This is a genomic window from Nonomuraea sp. NPDC050663 (assembly GCF_044456985.1).
Classification (GTDB): Bacteria; Actinomycetota; Actinomycetes; order Streptosporangiales; family Streptosporangiaceae; genus Nonomuraea.
This window is the reverse complement of sequence record NZ_JBITGL010000007.1, coordinates 117397-133781: the sequence shown is the minus strand read 5'-3', so window position 1 is coordinate 133781 and position 16385 is coordinate 117397. Positions and strand designations below refer to the sequence as shown.

Here is a 16385-nt window from a genome sequence, read left to right as displayed (position 1 = left end):
TCCCCATGACCGTGGATGACCGCTTCGCCCAGCTCAGCAAGGAGCCGGACGACCGCATGCCGGCCATCATCAACGAGGTCGTCACCGGCCCGGTCTCCGACTGGGCGACCGACTTCTCCCACGCCGAACCGGAGTGGGCCGCCGATCCCTATCCCATCCAGGACGACCTGCGGCAGCGCTGCCCGATCGCGCACACCGACCGGTTCGGCGGCGCCTGGCTGCCGACCCGCTACGAGGACGTCTCGGCGATCGCCTACGACACCGAGAACTTCTCCTCCCGGGCGATCATCGTCAGCAACGTGCGCCCCTCGCTCGACCTGGCCCCCATGGGCGCCGTCCCGCCGATCTCCTCCGACCCGCCCTTCCACCAGCACGCGCGCAAGCTGCTGCTGCCCGCCTTCACCAAGACGCGGGTCGCGGCGCTGGAACCGGCCACCCGGGCCTTCTGTCACGGCCTGATCGACAAGCTGCAGGGACAGGAGGTCGTGGACGCCGCCCACGACTACGCCCAGCACATCCCGATGCGGGTGATCGCCGACATGCTCGGCTTCCCGCCCGAGGACGGCCCGCAGTTCCGCGAGTTCGTGGAGAGCGCCCTGGAGGGCATCAACCTGCCGCCCGAGCAGCGGCTGCAGAGCTCGAACGAGCTGTTCGACTACCTGATGAGGCAGATCCACGACCACCTGGACAACCCGCGCGACGACCTGACGACCTACCTGATCGAGGCGGAGATCTTCGGCAGGAAGCTGGAGCCGAACCACGTGGCCGGCACGATGGCGCTGCTGCTGATCGCCGGGATCGACACCACGTGGAGCGCGATCGGCGCCTCGCTCTGGCACCTGGCCAAGACCCCGGCCGACCGGGAGCGGCTGGTCTCGCAGCCGGACCTGCTGCCCACGGCGATGGAGGAGCTGCTGCGCGCCTTCGCGCCGGTCACCATGGCGCGGCTGGTCAAGCACGACATGCACTGGCGTGGTGCCGACATGAAGGCCGACGACTGGATCCTGCTGTCGTTCCCGGCGGCCAACCGCGATCCCGGGCAGTTCGACCGGGCGGACGAGGTGGTGATCGACCGCGAGGTCAACCGGCACGCCGCCTTCGGGCTGGGCATCCACCGCTGCGTGGGCTCGCACCTGGCGCGCATGGAGCTGCGGGTGGCGCTGGAGGTGTGGCTGGAGCGTTTCCCGGACTTCGAGCTGGCCGACCCGGAGCGGGTGACCTGGGCGACCGGGCAGGTCAGAGGGCCGCGCACGCTGCCGCTCAGGATCGGCTGACCACGTAGGCCGGGAGCCGGGCTGTACGGGCCGTACGGCTCACGATCCGGTGGCCGACGGGACCGTGGAGGTCGTCGGGGCCGGGGACTCCTCCCCCGGCCCTTCCTGCGGGATCGTGGTGATCGACCCGCTGGGCGTCGGCGTGGGCGACTCCTCGCCCGGACCCTCCTGCGGGATGCTGCTGATGCTCGACGACGGCTCGGGGCACCGCTTCGAGTTGCCCCGCCGGTTCCCCGCCGGGTTCAGGCACCCGTCGGGCGGCGGCTCGTCGTCGCGCCCGTCGCCCCGCGGCGTGCCGTCCTGGAAGCCGGGCATCGACCGGCTGCTGACCACGGACGACGGCTTGACCGTGGCCGTCCTGGTCACGATGATCGTGGGCTCGCCCGAGCCGGGCGCCGACGGCGTGGCGATCTGCGAGGTGCCCGCGACGATCGGCCGGATGGTCGACTCGGCCGACCCGTGCGGCCGGATGATCGGCACGGTCTCCGGGGCGGGCACGGCGCCGAATCCGGTGACGCCGCCCGAGGCCGCGGCCACGGTGAGCGCGGCGATGGAGACCGTGGCCAGCGCCGCGAAGCTGGCGTGCGACAGGTGGGCGCTCTGCCGCGCGCGGCGGCGGCGCGGCGCGGTCTGGCCGGTCTGCCGCTCCTCCCGCCGGGGCGGCTGCGACACCGACACGGCGGGCACGGCGGTCCAGATCTCGCCCAGCACCCGCGCGACGGCCTCGCGCAGGTCCCACGGGTCGCCGACGCCCCCGGCGGCCAGGAGCGCCCGCAGCAGCTCGGCCGAGCTGGGCCGGTCCTGCGGCGCCTTGGCCAGCGCGGCGGAGACGGCGGGCCGCAGCAGTTCCGGCACGCCCGCCAGCCGCGGCGCCTCCAGCAGCATGCGGCGGATGAGCGTCTCCTGCTCGCCCGAGCCGAACGGGTGGTGGCCGGTGGCGGCGTAGGCGACCAGGCAGCCCCAGGAGAAGACGTCGGAGGCCGGTACGGCGGGGCCGCCGGTGAGCCGCTCGGGCGCCACCCAGCCGGGGCTGCCCATGACCTGCCCGGCCTGGGTGAGCGGGTCGGACTCGCCCCCGGAGCCGTGCAGGTCGCGGGCGATGCCGAAGTCGATCACCCAGGGCCCGCGCGGCGACAGCAGCACGTTGGCCGGTTTGAGGTCGCGGTGCACCAGTCCCGCGTCGTGCACGGCGACCAGGGCGGCGGCGGTTCCCAGGGCGACGCCGTAGGCCAGGTCGGGGGTGAGCGGCCCGCGTTCGGAGACCACCTGGTTGAGCGCGGGCCCGCGGATGTACTCGGTGACCAGGTAGGGCCGGTTGCGGTCGAGCCCGTCCTCGAGCACGGCCGCGGTGCAGAAGGGCACGATGCGCCGCGAGGAGGAGATCTCCTCGGCGAAGCGGGCGCGCAGGGTCGCGTCGTTGAGGTGGACCGCGTGGGGTGTCTTGAGCGCGACCAGCCCGCCGCGGGGGTGCTCGGCCAGGTACACCACACCCATGCCGCCGACGCCGAGCCGGCCCAGCAGCAGGTACCGGCCGATGATGACGGGATCGCCCACCGTGAGCGGTCGCACGCCGGGCGGCATGCCCTCACCCGATCCGCCTCGCGCCATCCGGTCTTCGCCCCTCCGGTCGGTGTGCACGACAAGGCACACTCTGACCCCGACGGGAGGCCGATTTCTCCGGACTTTCCTATGCGGTATGGCGGGTAAGCGACATCTTTCTCAAAGGTAAGTAAATGCCAGTGACACCTGCGAAAACTGGCTACTCACGGAGCCAGCGGGGTGTGATCATGCCGGCCTCGTAGGCGATCACCACGAGCTGCGCCCGGTCACGCGCCGCGAGCTTCGTCAGGATGCGGCTCACATGCGTCTTGACCGTGGCCGGGCTGAGCACCAGCCGCCGCGCGATCTCCTCGTTGGCCAGGCCGGTCCCCACCAGATGCAGCACCTCGCGCTCGCGCGCGGTCAGCCCGCCCAGCTCCAGCGGCGCGTCGGCCCGCTCGCGGCGGACGAACTCCGCGATGAGCCGCCGGGTCACCGCGGGCGCGATGAGCGCGTCGCCCCTGGCGGCCACCCGCACCGCGTGGATGAGCTCCATCGGCTCGGTGTCCTTCAGCAGGAACCCGCTGGCCCCCGCGCGCAGCGCCCCGTAGACGTATTCGTCCAGGTCGAAGGTGGTCAGGATGACCACGCGGCACCCGGCCAGGCGAGGGTCGGCGACGATGCGCCTGGTCGCCTCGATGCCGTCGACCGTGCGCATGCGCACGTCCATGAGGACCACCTCGGGCCGCAGCTCGAGCACCTGCCGTACGGCCTCGGGACCGTCGTCGGCCTCTCCCACCACCTCCAGGTCGGGCTCGCCCTCCAGCATCAGCCGGAAGCCCGCCCGCACCAGGCGCTGGTCGTCGGCGAGCAGCACCCGTGTCATGCGCCCTCCCCCAGCGGCAGCGTGGCCAGCACGCCGGGACCGTACCTCAGCGATCCACCCAGAGCCCCCACCCGTTCCTCCATGCCACGCAGCCCGTCCCCGGGCACCCAGCCGCCCTCGCCCGCACCGTCGTCGGTCACCGATACCACCAGCTGACCGTCCCGTACGGCCAGCGCCACCCGCGCCCGGCTCGCCGAGGAGTGACGGGCGGCGTTCGTCAGCGCCTCCTGCACGATCCGGTAGGCGGTCAGGCCGAGCTGCGGCGGCAACTCCAGCTCGGGCAGCGACAACTCCACCTCCAGCGGGCTGGTGGCCGCCAGCCGCCTGATGCCCGCGGGCGAGCCCTCCCGCAGCTCGCCGACGACGCCGCGCAGGTCGCGCAGCGCCTCCTGGCTCGACTCCTTGACCGCGGCCAGCGCCTCGCGCGCCTTGTCGGGACGCTCGTCGAAACGCAGCAGCGCCGCCCCCGCCTGCACGCTGATCAGCGACAGGTGGTGGCCGACGGCGTCGTGCAGGTCACGAGCGATGCGCAGGCGCTCCTCGGCGACCGCGCGCCGCCTGCTCTCGGCCGCCAGCACGCGCCGGTCACGCAGCGACGCGCCCGCAACCACGACGAGCAGCAGCCCGGTTCCGATCAGCACCGTGTCCTGGCGCGGCACGCCGTCCGCGAGCTCCTGCCAGACCATGCCGCCCACGCCCGCCAGCGCGAACAGCAGCGCCACCCACGTCCCGCGCAGGTCGGCCACGGTGTACAGCGCGACCACGGTGCCGAGGTAGACCGGCACCTCCGGGTAGCCGAGCAGGAAGTAACTCCAGGTCAGGACCATCTGGAGGGCCAGCACCACGACCGGCGCGCGGGTGCGCGCCGCCAGCAGCGCGCACGCAGCGGCCAGCAGCACGTGCCCGAACGGCCACGCGGGCCGCAGGTCGACCTGCCCGACGAAAACGGCCAAGACGATGACAGCCGCGACCACGGCGGCGATGATGAGATCAGCGACGAAACGGCGCGGAGGGGGCACCATACCGCGCAGCCTACGTCGCACACTGGCACTGGCCCGGGGGACGGCGACGTGCACACAACGAGGGTCGGTTCCGTGCTGGTCCACAGGACCGGCTGCGCTCCGCGTCCGCGCACCGGCGGGCCCGGGCACTACCAGCTCTGGCTGGGGCCGGGCGAGCTGGTGCTCGACGACGCCTCGCGCCCGCTCCTGGCGCCGTGCGGGCTGCTGCTGGCCTTCCCGCGCGCGCTGCTCCCGCTGCCGGAGCGGCGGGTGCGGCCGCTGGTCCCCCTGAGGCTCGCGGGCGATCGCGGGGTGGGCGCGTTGCTGACGCAGTTCGTGCTGACCCTGGCCGCCCACGGCCGCGAGCTGACCGAGACCGACGCGCCCCGGCTGACCGCGGTGCTGATGGACCTGCTGGCCGCCGCCATCGAGCATGCCCCCGACGACGCCACCCACCCTCTCGTACGGCAGGCGTACGCCTACATCGAGGCGCACCTGCACGACCCGGCCCTGACGCCCGGCCGGGTGGCGAGCGCCTGCAGCATCTCCACCCGCTACCTGCACCGCCTCTTCCAGCGCGAGGGCGGCACTGTGTCGGGGGTGATCAGGCGAAGGCGCCTGGAGCGCTGCCGCCGCGACCTGGCCGACGGCGACCGTTCGATCGCCGCCGTCGCCTCGCGGTGGGGCTTCCGCGACGCCGCGCAGTTCAGCCGCGCCTTCCGCTCGGCCTACGGCATGCCTCCGAGCCTTTACCGCCAGTCAGTGCGCTGACTGCAGGCAACAGGTCGTCATGTGCCAAGGACGAGCGGCGCGCCGGGTCGGCATCCTGGCGCCATGAGAGTTCTGACAGCAGCGTTGGCGGCCCTGGTGCTCATGATCGGAGCCTCGCCCGCCGGCGCCGAGAAGTACGGCTTCACCCTCTATTCGGACACCGGCTTCGCCAACCCGATCGTCTCCCACGAGCTCACCGAGTGCGTCGACTTCATCAACCCGGTGCCCGGACGCGTCGTCGGCTCCTACCGCAACTACCCGCCGCCCGGTTGCCAGGTCAAGCTGCTGACCACCGGCGGCACGCTGGAGTTGTGCCAGGGCGCCCGCGAGGTGCCGGCCGCCTACCGCACGGCCTACTTCTGGCAGATCGACTTCCGGCCGACGCCGTTCTGCACGCAGTGACCCCTCAGGTGAGGGCCGCGGCCTCCTCGGCCTCGATCGCCTGGTTCCAGTCGCGCTTGACCTGGCGCCAGCCCTCGTCGTCGACGCCGAGCCGCCAGTAGCCCGAGATCGACAGCTGCGCCATCGGCAGCCCGTGCTCGACGCGCAGGTGGCGGCGCAGCACCTTGACGAAGCCCGCCTCGCCGTGGACGAAGGCGTGGACCTGCCCCTCGGGGTGGTCGAGGGCCAGCACCGCGTCGACGAGCCGCTCCCCCACCGGCGCGTCGCCGCGGTGCAGCCACGTCACCCTGGAGTCGAGCTTCTGCTCCTCGGCCGGATCCTCCACCTCGATGAAGGCGTGCACGAGGGCGTCCTCCGGCAGGCTCTCGAGCGCGGCGGCGATCGCCGGCAGCGCGCTCTCGTCACCCACCAGCAGGTGCCAGTCGGCCTCGGCCGAGGGCGCGTAGCCGCCGCCGGGGCCCAGCATGTAGATCTCGTCGCCCGGCCGCGCGGCGGCCGCCCACGGCCCGGCGAGGCCCTCGTCGCCGTGGTAGACGAAGTCGAGGGTGAGCTCGCCCGCGTCGGCGTCCCACGCGCGCACGGTGTAGGTGCGCAGCTTCGGCCAGAACTCGCGGGCCACGCTCTCGCGGCAGGCGTCGATGGAGAAGGGCTCGGGGTAGTCGACCCCCTCCTGGAGGAAGACCAGCTTGACGTAGTGGTCGGTGAGGCCCGAGGTGGCGAAGCCGGCCAGCCCGTCACCGCCGAGCACCACGCGGATCATGTGCGGCGTGATCCGCTCGGTTCGCAACACGACACCTCGGTGCGCCATCCTGAACCCCCACGAGACTAGTTAGGTAACCCTAACTTATCAGGCGGCGGCCGCGGATGCCGAATCGGCGGCCCCGAGATCGGCGACGAACTCCGCGATGTGCCGGTAGGCCAGCCTGGCCTCGGGTAGCACGTCGGCCAGCATCGGGAAGACGTGCGGCATGCGGTCCCACTCCTCGTAACGCACCGGCACCCCGGCCGCTCGGGCCCGCACCGCGACCCGCCGGTCCTCCTCGCGCAGCACCTCCGTCGACCCCGTGACGATCATGAGGGGCGGCAGCCCGGCGTAGTCGCCCAGCACCGGCGAGACAAGCGGGTCGCGCGCGTCCAGCCCCGCCGTCCACCGCCTGGCCAGCCACCGCACCCGCGAGGCCGACAACATCGGGTCCTGCCACCGGTTGGCCCGGCGCGGGAAGTCGGTCAGGTCCGCCCACGGCGACAGGCAGATCGCGCCCGCGGGCATCGGCCTGCGCCGGTCGCGCAGCGCCAGCAGCGTGGCCAGGGTCAGGTGCCCGCCGGCCGAGTCGCCCGCGAGCAGGATGTCGCCGGGCTCGTGCCCGCGCTCCAGCAGGCACTCGTAGGCGTCGAGCGCGTCCTCCAGCGAGGCCTTCAGCGGATGCATCGGCCCCTGGCGGTAGTCGAGCGCCAGCACCGGCCTCCTGGCCGCCACCGACAGGCGCCACGTGATAGGCCGGTGGGTGGCGGGCGAGCAGGAGAAGTAGCCGCCACCGTGGAAGTAGAGCAGCGCCTTGCGCTCGTCCAGGCCCAGCCCGGCGCGCACCCACTCGCCGCCGCAGCGCGCGAACCGGTGCGGGACGATCCCGACATGGCTCGGCGGGCGCATCGGGACGGCCTTGAGCAGCGAGCACGCCGTCAGCGCGAGCGGGTGACGCAGGAACAGGGATCCGATCGGCTTGACCGCGCCGCGCAGCACGTGGGTGAGCGCGCGGGCCTGCCAGCTGAGAGGGTGACGGGGAAAGAGGTCCTGGTCGAGCATGCGAGCCTCCATAAGGAGGGGTTCCCCCAGAACATCGTTTTAATCGGGTTGCCGACCCGCGACCGCCGCGCGGATAATCGCGCCCGTCGACCCGTGTCCACCCGTGGGCACGGGCTGTCGTCGTTCCCTCACGCTCCGGAGGTGACCGCCATCTACCTCTATCCCACCCTCGTCCTGTACGGCTTCCGCAAGCACGCCACCTACGTCTGGGCCGCCCTGGCCGGAGCCTTCACCAACTCCGTCTTCGGCATCCTGCGCGCCTACGTCCTCATCGCCCTGTGGCAGGCCAGGCCGCACCTGGGCGGCTACGACGTGGTCGACGCCGTCACCTTCTGCTTCATCACCCAGGCCATGATCGGCCCGATGCAGCTGTTCGGCGGCGGCCTGGGCATCCCCGAGCGCATCCGCAGCGGCGACATCGCCCTCGACCTGGTCAGGCCCGCCTCGCTCCAAGCCTGGACACTGGCCGAGGACCTGGGCAGGGCCGGCTACCTGCTGGTCGTGCGCGGTCTGCCGCCCACCCTCCTGGGCGCCCTGCTGTTCGGCCTGACCCGTCCCGACAGCCCCGGCCGGTGGGCACTGTTCGCCCTGTCGTTCGCGCTCGGCGTCGTCGTCAGCTTCGCCTGGCGCTACCTGGTGGCGCTGTCGGTCTGCTGGCTGATCGACGAGCGCGGCGTGGCCACCGTCTCGATGGTCCTGATGACCTTCTTCAGCGGCCTGGTCCTGCCGCTGACCATCTTCCCCGGCTGGCTCGGCGAGCTGGCCCGCTCGCTGCCGTTCGCCGCCATGGTCCAGGTCCCGATGGACGTCTACCTCGGAAAAAGCGACGGCCTGGTCTTCCAGGTGGTGTGGGCGGCGGTCCTGCTCGCCCTGGGCGCGGCCGGCACCCGCCTGATCCGCTACAAGGTGGTGATCCAGGGTGGTTAGGAGCTACGTCCTGCTCGCGTGGACCTGGACCAGGGCCGCGACGGCCTACCCCGCCTCCTTCGCCCTCATGACGGTCTTCGGCTTCGTCGTGGCCGGCATCGACCTGGCCGTCATCCTCGTCATCTTCGCCAACACCACCTCGCTCGGCGGGTTCGGCAGGGAGGAGGTGCTGTTCCTGTACGGCACGGCCTCGCTCGCCTTCACCCTGGCCGACCTGCTGTTCAGCAACATCGACCGGGTCAGCCAGCACATCAGGGACGGCAGCCTCGACACCGTGCTCATCCGCCCGGTCAGCGCCTGGATCCAGCTGGCGACCGACCGGTTCTTCCCCGCGCGCATCGGCCGGGTGCTGCAGGCCGCCGCGGTGCTCTGGTACGCCGTGGCCGCGCTGGAGCTGGAGCGCCCGTGGATGATCCCGGTGATGGTCCTGTGCGGCCTGGCGATCTTCGCGGCGTTGTGGACCTTCGCGGGGGCTCTGCAGTTCGTGCTCACCGACGCGCCCGAGGTGGTCAACGCCTTCACCTACGGCAGCGGCACCTACGTGCAGTATCCGCTCAGCATCTACGGGCGCGACCTGGTCAGGGCGACCACGTTCGTGCTCCCGCTGGCCTTCGTCAACTGGCTGCCCGGCCTGTACGTCCTGGGCCGCCAGGACCCGTTCGGCCTGCCCTCCTGGGCCGGGCTGCTCGCGCCCGCCGCGGCGCTCATCCTGCTCGCGCTGTCAGGGCTGGCCTGGCGTCAGGGCATCCGCCACTACCGTTCGACGGGGAGCTGAGAAGATGATCGAGCTACTGGGCGCCGGGCGCTCCTTCAAGGTCAAGCGGCAGGTCGTGCATGCCGTACAGGACCTGAGCTTCCGCGTGGAGCCGGGCGAGTTCGTCGGCTACCTGGGGCCCAACGGCGCCGGGAAGTCGACCACGATCAAGATGTTGTGCGGCATCCTCACCCCCACCTCGGGGCGGGTGCGCGTGGCCGGGCTCGATCCCTCGCGCAAGCGCACGACGCTGGCCCGGCGCATCGGTGTGGTTTTCGGGCAGCGCACCACGTTGTGGTGGGATCTGCCGCTCAAGGACAGCTTCGAACTGATCCGGCTCCTTTACAAAGTAGATCGCAAGCTCTTCGCGACCCGGCTGGAGGAGCTGGTCGAGACGCTGGACCTGGCGGAGTTCCTCGCCCGGCCGGTGCGTCAGCTCAGCCTCGGCCAGCGCATGCGCGGCGACCTGGCCGCCGCGCTGCTGCACGGGCCCGACCTGCTGGTCCTCGACGAGCCGACCATCGGCTTGGACGTGGTGAGCAAGGCGGGCATCCGCGACTTCCTGCAGCGGACCAACGCCGAGCGGGGCACGACGGTCCTGCTCACCACCCACGACCTGGGCGACATCGAGCGACTGTGCCGCCGGGTGATGGTGATCGACCACGGCCGGCTCGGGTTCGACGGCACGCTGGAGGATCTGATGGCCGGGGAGTCCTCACTGGAGGAGGTCGTCACCCGGCTCTACACCGGCTCTCTTCAGTAGTACGCGCCCTGCGTGGACTCGTAGTCGTCCTCTTCCAGGTCCTCGTCACGGCGTGCCCAGCGCGAGGGCATCAGCACGGGCAGGAAGAGGGCGACGCCCAGCAGGGCGTAGACGCCGGTCGTCAGCAGGGTCTGGTTGCCCAGGCCCGCCTCCCGCAGGAGCTGGTGCACCGACGGCTCCTTGGGGATGAAGGACAGAGCGCGGTTGATGTCGAGCACGTAGACGACGGTCCAGGCGAGCAGGACCATCGACGGCACGAAGGTGGCCAGCGGGGAGATCCGCCCCGACATCACCAGTCCGAGCACCAGGCCGACGGCGGCCATGGCGCCCAGGGCTATCCACATGGGCCGTCCCCCGGGCGGATTGGCCAGCGCGCTGGCCGTCGCCTGGTACACAGCCCAGCCGCCCCCGCCGAGCAGGATGGCGCTTACCACCAGCCCGACGAGCAAACCTGCGAAATGCCGCACGAACATCACCTCTGCTCCGACCCTAGCGACAAAGCACACAAATCGGCCAGGGATTGCACGCCTTGGTACACGTGAGAGCATGGGTTCGCCCATGAACGCACACGCCCCCTTGCGAGCCATCCGCGCGGCGGCCTTCTCGGCCGTGTGCGTGCTGCTCGCCGCCCTCGCGCACCTGGTCGCGGAGGGTGCGGCGCCCACCGCGGTCACGCTGGCCCTGGGCACCGGCGCGGTCTTCCTCGTGGCGCTGACGCTGGGCGGGGCCGAGCGCGGCCAGCCGGTCCTCACCGTGGCGCTCGGCGCCACGCAGCTGGGCCTGCACGAGCTGTTCGGCACCCAGACCGACTACCTTCCCGCCCACCACGGCGGCGGCGGGCTGAGCGTCAGCGTCGGCATGCTCCTGGCGCACCTGGGCGCCACCCTGGTCACCGGATGGTGGCTGGCGCGCGGCGAGAGCGCGTTGTGGTCGCTGCTGCGGCGGCTGTTCCTGCGCCTGGCGTTGTTCGTCCTGCCCGGCCTGCCCATGACGCGGCAGGCTCCCATCCTCCCGGTGCCCGTGCTCGCGCGTCAGAGCGAGCTGCGGCACATCGTCAGCAGGCGCGGTCCTCCACTGCCCGCCTGATCCCCTGACACCCCGTTCGCGTATCTCTCCCAGTGGAGTTCTCATGTCCTACATCCGCCGTGGCGCGAGCGTGCTCGCCGCCGCCACCGCTCTCACGCTCGGCCTGGCGATGCCCGCGCTGGCCCACGTCACCATCCAGCCCGGCACCGCCCCGCAGGGCGGCTTCACCAAGGTCGCCTTCCGGGTGCCGAACGAACGCGACGACGCCGGCACGACCAAGCTGGAGGTGTCGTTCCCGACCGACCACCCGCTGGCCTTCGTCTCGGTGAAGCCGCTGCCCGGCTGGAAGGCCGAGGTCGTGGAGAGCAAGCTGCCCACCCCGGTCAAGGTCGAGGACGGCGAGCTCGAGGAGGCCGTCACCAAGGTCGTCTGGTCGGGCGGGAAGATCAACCCCGGCGAGTTCCAGGAGTTCGAGGTCTCGATGGGCCGCCTGCCCACCGGCGTCGACCAGCTGGTCTTCCCCGCCACCCAGACCTACTCCAGCGGCGAGGTCGTCAAGTGGGCCGACCCGCCCGCCGCGGACGGCGCCGAGGTGGAGCACCCGGCTCCCGTGCTGAAGCTCACCCCGCCCACCGGCGACGGCCACGGGGCCGCTCCCGCCACGACCGCGCCCGCCGCCCAGGCGTCCACCCAGCCGGCCGGGCCGTCGGTGACGCCCGTGGCGGCGTCGGACACCACCGACGGCACCGCCCGCCTGCTCGGCGGCGCCGGGCTGGTCGTGGGCGTGGTCGGCGTCGTGGTCGGCGTGCTGGGCCTGCGCCGCCGCGCCTGACGTGCCCGGGAGCGGCGGGCCGGGCGAAGGCCCGCGTCCGCCGCTCCCCCGGTCGCCTTCAGGAGGTGATGTCCTTGCCGCTGAAGCGGGCCCAGGCCAGCGAGCAGAACAGCACGATGTAGGCGCCGAAGGCCAGCAGCGACTGCCAGATCTCAGCCACCGGCACCGGGTCGCGCAGCAGTCCGTCGAAGCCGGTCCACCGGGTGGGCAGCAGGTACGGCGCGAGCCAGTCGAGCTGCGGGATCGCCCGAAGCACCTGCGTGACGATGATGAGCACCACCGTCGCGGCGATGGCGCCGATGGCGACCTCGGTGAAGGTCGACAGGGCCACGGCCACCGCGGCCAGCGCCGCCATGCCCGCCGCGACGTAGCCGACCATGGCCAGCACCCGCAGCAGCCCCTCCCCCAGCGAGATGGTCGTGCCCGACAGCAGCGTGACGTCGCCCGCGGGGAAGAGCACCAGGCCCGTCAGCAGCGCGGCGGCAGCCACGGTGAGGGTGAGCGCCAGGCCGAACAGCACGGCGTTCAGGTACTTCACGGCCAGCAGCCTGCCCCGGCCGGCCGGAGCGGTCAGCAGGTAGCGCAACGTCCCGGTGCCGGCCTCCCCGGCGATCGCGTCGCCCGCCACCACCGCGACCGCGACCGGCATCAGCAGCGGCACCAGGACGAACAGCGACACCACGGTGAGCATCAGGCTGTTGCCCGCGGTCTGGGCGATCATGCCGCTCGCGTCGCCCTCGGAGCCGACCAGCCGGATCACGACGCCGATGATGATCGGGACCGCCGCCAGGATGGCCAGCATGACGAGGTTGCGCGGCCTCCGGAAGGTCAGGGCCAGCTCGGAGCGCAGCAGCCGCCAGGTGACGGACGTGCGGGTGGCGGGCAGGACCAGCGCCTCAGCCGTCGACATCGAAACCCTCCCCGGTCAGTCCGACGAACACCTCTTCCAGGCTGGGCCGGGCCACGGCCAGCCCTCGTACGGCCACGCCCTGCCGTACCAGCTCGGCGTTGACCTGGTCGGGCGCGTGCTCGCCCAGCTCCGCCGTGACCTGTTCGCCCGCGGCGCGCACGTCGGCCAGCCCGAGCGCGGCCAGGATCCCGGCCGCGTGGGCCAGGTCGGGCGTCTCGACCCGCAGCCGGGCCGAACGGCCCGCGTGCAGCTCGTCCAGGGTGCCGTGGGCGACGAGCCTGCCGTGGCTCATGATGCCCGCGTGCGTGCACATCTGCTCGACCTCGGCGAGCAGGTGCGAGGAGACGAAGACGGTGGTGCCGTCGGCGGCGATCTCCTTGACCAGCGTGCGCACCTCGCGGGTGCCCTGCGGGTCGAGCCCGTTGGTGGGCTCGTCGAGCACCAGCAGGCGGCGCGGCGTCAGCAGGGCCGCAGCGATGGCCAGGCGCTGGCGCATGCCCAGCGAGTAGGCCCGGTACCGTTTGCCCGCCGCCGCAGACAGGCCCACCCGCTCCAGCGCCTGGCCGACCCGCCTTGCGGCGTCGCGTCCGGAGGCGGCGGGGTTGGCGGCGTCGAAGCGCAGCAGGTTGGCCGAACCGGACAGGTAGGGGTAGAAGGCCGGGCCCTCGACCACCGCGCCGACCGCGGGCAGCGCCCTGGCCAGCGGCAGGCCGAGCAGCTCGTGCGTGCCGCCGGTGGGGGCGACCAGGCCGAGCAGCATGCGGATGGTGGTGGTCTTGCCCGAGCCGTTGGGCCCGAGGAAGCCGAAGACGCTGCCCGCCGGCACGGTCAGGTCGAGGCCGTCGACGGCGACCTGGCCGCCGCGGAAACGTTTGGTGAGCCCGCGCGTGACGATCGCCGCGCCCGCTGGGTCCCCGGCTGCGGGCGGGGCGGCGGGCGCCCTTTCGGGCGCCCGCACAGTCAGCTCCGCAGGTGACTCCACGGTCACCGGGATCCGGCCAGCTCGGTGAGCTTGTCGGGCGTGACCGCCCCGACCAGCACCCGGCCGTCGTCGGTCAGCAGCGCGGTGAGCAGCTTCGTCTTGATCAGCTTGCCGCTCCCCCACGTGCCGCTGACGGGCGTCGCCCCCTTGAGGAAGGAGTCGACCGCCTGCTTGGCCTGGGCGTCGGACGGCAGCTCGAAGGGCACGACCGCGACGGTGCTCCAGCCCTGGCCGACCGTCTTCAGCGCCGGCACGCGGTCCACGCGCTCGGCCTTGGCCAGCTCGGCGCCGGTGATCGTCTGGTCCTTCACCTTCACCCCGGCCGGCGGGGTGAAGGTGAAGTTCTCCTCCGCCGGAGGCGCGAAGCTGAGCTGGGTGAAGCCCACCTCGAAGGCGGGTTCGGCCGAGTCCTTGGCGTAGATCTGCACCCGGAGCGGGACGTAGGTCTCGCCGTCGAGCGCGACCTTGATCTCCTTGACCAGGGTGGACGGGTCCTTCGGCGCCAGCGACACCTGGTAGACCGCGCGGCCGGCGACCTGGTCGGTGTTGGTGACGCTGACGGTGCTGTGCTGCTCGGCGTCGGCCAGCACCTTCTCGGCCACCTGCTGCGGCGTCACGTCGGTGGGCCGCGGGGTGGGCGGGGTGTGCTGGGCCTGCGGCCCGAGGTCGATCTTCAGGCGGGTGGCGGTGTTGCTGGCGCTGTCCCACAGCCAGGCCTGGCCGCCGTTGACGATGAGGTTCTTCTCGCTCATCTCACCGGGCAGGGCCAGCCTGAACCGGTCGCCGCTGCCGTACCAGACCTTCACCTCGTGCGCCCCCGTCAGCAGCGAGAGGGGCGAGTCTCCCCCTCCGGCGTCCATGCCGGGCAGCGCCGGCAGGCCGAGCGAGGCCGTCTTGGTGACGGTGCCCGACATGGGCTGGACGCCGGACTGGCGCTCCGCGGCCGCGGCGGCGTCGGCCAGGAGCTGGCCCGCCGTACGCTCGGGCAGCACCGGATCGGATCCGACCGCGGCGATGACCGGTCCCGCCGCCACGGCGGCGCCGATCACGGCGGCGGCGGCCACTGGCACTCCCCATCTCACGAGCTTGCCTGTTCGCATGTCACTCCTTCACGGTATTGCGTTCACCCGGAAGCCTGCGCGAATGATCCTGTGCGGAGACTGAGAGGCGCTGAGAGGCCTCTCAGATAGCGGGAGCAAAGCCCGCGCATAACGGCCGCGCCTACGGTCGCGGGCTGTGAGAACGATCGGGGTGCTGGGGCTCGTCATGCTCGCCGCCGTCATGGCCGCGATGCTGGCGATCATGCTGGCGGGCTGCGCCGCCGGCGAGGGGTGGCGGGGGCAGCCGCTGCGTCCGGTGAGCGGGGAGGAGTACGAGCTGCTCGACCAGGCGGAGAAGCGGCTGACCGGGCGGTGCATGGCGGAGGAGGGCTTCGTGCTGGCCGCCGTGCCGTACCGCAGGGACTTCCCGTACGGCGTGACCGACGAGCGGTGGGCCGCGGCCCGGGGGTACGGCCCGCCCGGCGACGACGTGAACGGCCGCTACCTGCGCTCGCTGACCCCGCAGCGCAGGAGCCTGGCGCTCACGCTGCTGCACGGCCGCGATCCGGAGGGGCTGGCGGCGCCGATGCCGTCGGGCGGGGTGCTGACCGCCTCCGACACCGGCTGCGTGGCCTGGGCGCAGGACGAGCTCTACGGCGACGTGCGCGCCTGGTACCGGGCACGCAACGTCGCCGTCGCCCTGGACCTGCAGATCAGGCAGCGGGTGACGGCCGACCCGGCCTACCGGGCGGCGCTGGGCCGGTGGTCGGCGTGCATGGAGGCGGCGGGGCACCCGCTCGCCGCGCCCGCCCAGGAGGGGCCGCCCGCGCGGGCGCTCGCCGAGGCGCGCTGCGCCGCGTCCACCTCCTACGGCGCGACCGTCCAGCGGCTGCACGCGCGGCTGCTGGCCGCCGCGCCCGCGCTCTTCAGGACCGAGGCCGACAACAAGGTCCGCCTCGAACTCGCCGCGCTCCCGCGCGCGAGACAGATCATGAGAGAGGCACGATGAGGAAAAGTATCCTGGCCGGCCTGGTCGCGGCGGCGATCGGCGGCGGCGGACTGCTGACCGGCAGCGCGAGCGCCCAGACGGCCGCCGGGCCCGACGGCAACCTGTGGGCCTGGACCGGCAGCTTCACCGGGGCGTCCTGCGCGTGGTCGGGCGACGACCTGAGCTGGTCGTCCACCCACTGCGGCAACTTCAACAACAAGGCGTCCTCGCTGCACAACCGCGGCTTCGACGACGGCTGGGGCGACGTCATCGTCTACGACAACGGCGCGCCCGACACCGGCAGCGGCGGATGGCGCTGCATCCCCAACGGCTCGCGCTTCAGCCTCAAGCCCGTCTCCGTCCCGGGCGGCAACACCAGCTACCCGACCTTCAACGACGGCAGCAGGCTCGACGACGACATCTCGGGCCACCGGTGGGTGCGCAGCTCCACGTGCTGAGAAGGTTCTCAGTCGTGATTGCCTAAAC

At 72.5% G+C, this 16385-nt stretch carries 19 protein-coding genes; 10 read left to right on the top strand and 9 right to left on the bottom strand.

Features of this window, described 5'->3' with window-relative positions; genetic code table 11:
* The first annotated feature begins 5 nt into the window (after positions 1 to 5).
* Positions 6 to 1274, top strand: a complete 1269-nt coding sequence (locus ACIBH1_RS23260) for a cytochrome P450 (RefSeq protein ID WP_397315962.1) — start codon at positions 6 to 8, stop codon at positions 1272 to 1274.
* Between the two features lie 39 nt (positions 1275 to 1313).
* On the opposite strand, the gene ACIBH1_RS23255 is transcribed toward ACIBH1_RS23260, so the two are convergent.
* The 3 genes from ACIBH1_RS23255 to ACIBH1_RS23245 all read right to left on the bottom strand — a co-directional run bounded on the left by ACIBH1_RS23255 (position 1314) and on the right by ACIBH1_RS23245 (position 4721).
* A complete protein-coding gene (locus tag ACIBH1_RS23255) occupies positions 1314 to 2912 on the bottom strand; it encodes a protein kinase (RefSeq protein ID WP_397315961.1) in 1599 nt (532 codons plus the stop codon).
* A gap of 121 nt (positions 2913 to 3033) precedes the next feature.
* Positions 3034 to 3699, bottom strand: a complete 666-nt coding sequence (locus ACIBH1_RS23250; RefSeq protein ID WP_397315960.1) for a response regulator — start codon at positions 3697 to 3699, stop codon at positions 3034 to 3036.
* Positions 3696 to 4721: a sensor histidine kinase gene (locus ACIBH1_RS23245; protein ID WP_397315959.1), complete on the bottom strand. Its 1026-nt coding sequence runs from the start codon at positions 4719 to 4721 to the stop codon at positions 3696 to 3698. The genes ACIBH1_RS23250 and ACIBH1_RS23245 overlap by 4 nt, the downstream gene beginning before the upstream one ends.
* Before the next feature lie 72 nt (positions 4722 to 4793).
* Between ACIBH1_RS23245 and ACIBH1_RS23240 the strand changes: the two genes are divergently transcribed.
* Together ACIBH1_RS23240 and ACIBH1_RS23235 are read left to right on the top strand one after the other, a co-directional pair.
* On the top strand, positions 4794 to 5471 hold the full coding sequence (locus ACIBH1_RS23240; protein WP_397315958.1) for a helix-turn-helix domain-containing protein: 678 nt from the start codon (positions 4794 to 4796) through the stop codon (positions 5469 to 5471).
* Positions 5472 to 5534: 63 nt separating this feature from the next.
* Positions 5535 to 5873, top strand: a complete 339-nt coding sequence (locus ACIBH1_RS23235) for a hypothetical protein (RefSeq protein WP_397315957.1) — start codon at positions 5535 to 5537, stop codon at positions 5871 to 5873.
* 4 nt (positions 5874 to 5877) lie between these two features.
* Here the strand turns inward: ACIBH1_RS23235 and ACIBH1_RS23230 are convergent, their stop codons facing one another.
* Both ACIBH1_RS23230 and ACIBH1_RS23225 read right to left on the bottom strand, forming a co-directional pair.
* A complete protein-coding gene (locus ACIBH1_RS23230; protein ID WP_397315956.1) occupies positions 5878 to 6681 on the bottom strand; it encodes a siderophore-interacting protein in 804 nt (267 codons plus the stop codon).
* Between the two features lie 39 nt (positions 6682 to 6720).
* Complete coding sequence (locus ACIBH1_RS23225) at positions 6721 to 7677, bottom strand: alpha/beta hydrolase (RefSeq protein WP_397315955.1); 957 nt, start codon at positions 7675 to 7677, stop codon at positions 6721 to 6723.
* A 141-nt stretch (positions 7678 to 7818) separates the two neighbouring features.
* Between ACIBH1_RS23225 and ACIBH1_RS23220 the strand changes: the two genes are divergently transcribed.
* The 3 genes from ACIBH1_RS23220 to ACIBH1_RS23210 are packed head-to-tail and all read left to right on the top strand — an operon-like array spanning position 7819 to position 10121.
* On the top strand, positions 7819 to 8604 hold the full coding sequence (locus ACIBH1_RS23220) for an ABC transporter permease (RefSeq protein WP_397315954.1): 786 nt from the start codon (positions 7819 to 7821) through the stop codon (positions 8602 to 8604).
* On the top strand, positions 8597 to 9379 hold the full coding sequence (locus ACIBH1_RS23215; protein ID WP_397315953.1) for an ABC transporter permease: 783 nt from the start codon (positions 8597 to 8599) through the stop codon (positions 9377 to 9379). Before ACIBH1_RS23220 ends, ACIBH1_RS23215 begins: the two co-directional genes overlap by 8 nt.
* A gap of 4 nt (positions 9380 to 9383) precedes the next feature.
* Complete coding sequence (locus ACIBH1_RS23210) at positions 9384 to 10121, top strand: ATP-binding cassette domain-containing protein (RefSeq protein ID WP_397315952.1); 738 nt, start codon at positions 9384 to 9386, stop codon at positions 10119 to 10121.
* On the opposite strand, the gene ACIBH1_RS23205 is transcribed toward ACIBH1_RS23210, so the two are convergent.
* A complete protein-coding gene (locus tag ACIBH1_RS23205; protein WP_397315951.1) occupies positions 10115 to 10594 on the bottom strand; it encodes a hypothetical protein in 480 nt (159 codons plus the stop codon). The genes ACIBH1_RS23210 and ACIBH1_RS23205 overlap by 7 nt on opposite strands.
* An 85-nt stretch (positions 10595 to 10679) precedes the next feature.
* On the opposite strand from ACIBH1_RS23205, the gene ACIBH1_RS23200 reads away from it, so the two are divergent.
* Positions 10680 to 11207, top strand: coding sequence for an MFS transporter (locus ACIBH1_RS23200; RefSeq protein ID WP_397315950.1), 528 nt, complete (start codon positions 10680 to 10682; stop codon positions 11205 to 11207).
* Between the two features lie 43 nt (positions 11208 to 11250).
* Positions 11251 to 11979, top strand: coding sequence for a YcnI family protein (locus ACIBH1_RS23195; RefSeq protein WP_397315949.1), 729 nt, complete (start codon positions 11251 to 11253; stop codon positions 11977 to 11979).
* 58 nt (positions 11980 to 12037) lie between these two features.
* Here the strand turns inward: ACIBH1_RS23195 and ACIBH1_RS23190 are convergent, their stop codons facing one another.
* Genes ACIBH1_RS23190 through ACIBH1_RS23180 form a run of 3 tightly spaced genes read right to left on the bottom strand, consistent with a single transcriptional unit; the run spans position 12038 to position 14971 of the window.
* On the bottom strand, positions 12038 to 12889 hold the full coding sequence (locus ACIBH1_RS23190; RefSeq protein WP_397315948.1) for an ABC transporter permease: 852 nt from the start codon (positions 12887 to 12889) through the stop codon (positions 12038 to 12040).
* Positions 12876 to 13847: an ATP-binding cassette domain-containing protein gene (locus ACIBH1_RS23185; RefSeq protein WP_397315947.1), complete on the bottom strand. Its 972-nt coding sequence runs from the start codon at positions 13845 to 13847 to the stop codon at positions 12876 to 12878. The genes ACIBH1_RS23190 and ACIBH1_RS23185 overlap by 14 nt, the downstream gene beginning before the upstream one ends.
* Before the next feature lie 26 nt (positions 13848 to 13873).
* Positions 13874 to 14971 (bottom strand): outer membrane lipoprotein carrier protein LolA, encoded by a 1098-nt coding sequence (locus ACIBH1_RS23180; RefSeq protein WP_397315946.1) that lies wholly within the window; start codon positions 14969 to 14971, stop codon positions 13874 to 13876.
* 136 nt (positions 14972 to 15107) lie between these two features.
* On the opposite strand from ACIBH1_RS23180, the gene ACIBH1_RS23175 reads away from it, so the two are divergent.
* Together ACIBH1_RS23175 and ACIBH1_RS23170 are read left to right on the top strand one after the other, a co-directional pair.
* A complete protein-coding gene (locus tag ACIBH1_RS23175) occupies positions 15108 to 15920 on the top strand; it encodes a hypothetical protein (RefSeq protein ID WP_397315945.1) in 813 nt (270 codons plus the stop codon).
* Positions 15917 to 16357 carry a hypothetical protein gene (locus ACIBH1_RS23170; protein WP_397315944.1) on the top strand — a complete coding sequence of 147 codons (441 nt, stop codon included), beginning with the start codon at positions 15917 to 15919 and terminating at the stop codon, positions 16355 to 16357. Before ACIBH1_RS23175 ends, ACIBH1_RS23170 begins: the two co-directional genes overlap by 4 nt.
* Positions 16358 to 16385: the final 28 nt, after the last annotated feature.